Here is a 739-nt window from a genome sequence, read left to right as displayed (position 1 = left end):
GTTCTCGGCGCCGTGGTCGCCAAGGAGGCCCATGAGCTCGAGTACAGGCGATGTCGACGGTGACCGCGTCGACGAACTCGACACGGTCGCCGCGCGCGCCGAGGCGTTCCTCGCAGCACCCCGCCAGCCCCCACAGGGGGCCTGGGCCTCATCCGCGACGTGCTGAACAGGGCAGATGCCCGGTTGGCACTGTCCTAAAGCGGGTGTCCGAAGTACGAACCTGCCAAGGCGCACAGCGTGTCCTTTCGGACGTTGGCTGTCCTCGGTGCTGGGCACAACCATTTGGCCGGTATCAGCTCTCACCGCCGCGTCGCTGCAGAATTGCCGTTCGCCCACGTCGTGGCTATACACCTTGGGCACTCAGCGCCTTCCACCTGTCACACTCACGGCGTCACCCGGTGCCGACGCGAGTGTCGGCATCCCGTCCGCAGCACAGGAGGCCCAGTGGCGTGGTTCCGAGGTCGACGCACTGACAGCGAGACGCCGCCGCCGGCGCCGAGCGGCGATGCGCAGACGACGCCCATCGAGCCGGTGGACTCCGAGGAAAAAATAACGTGCTCCTTGGCTACGAGCATAGTCTGCTGACCGTTGTACCAGCGCCCGACCTAGCCCGACACATCGCGCATGCTGCGTGCCAAATACATCATTCAGAATAAAAATCGGCGCTAAATTAAGGGATGAAAAACTGGGCTATACCTGAACAAAACACAGTCCTACACCTTGAGTGGATGCGTCACAA

1 pseudogene is annotated in these 739 nt (G+C 62.8%); it reads right to left on the bottom strand.

Annotated features, from left to right (window positions below):
• Positions 1 to 561: 561 nt before the first annotated feature.
• Positions 562 to 739, bottom strand: a pseudogene (locus tag AEA42_RS23115) (GNAT family N-acetyltransferase); the annotation flags it as partial.

Source organism: Shewanella sp. Sh95, assembly GCF_001308045.1.
In the GTDB taxonomy this organism is placed as follows: Bacteria; Pseudomonadota; Gammaproteobacteria; order Enterobacterales; family Shewanellaceae; genus Shewanella; species Shewanella xiamenensis.
Note: the sequence above shows the minus strand (reverse complement) of the source record. Positions and strands in the feature narration are given on the sequence as shown.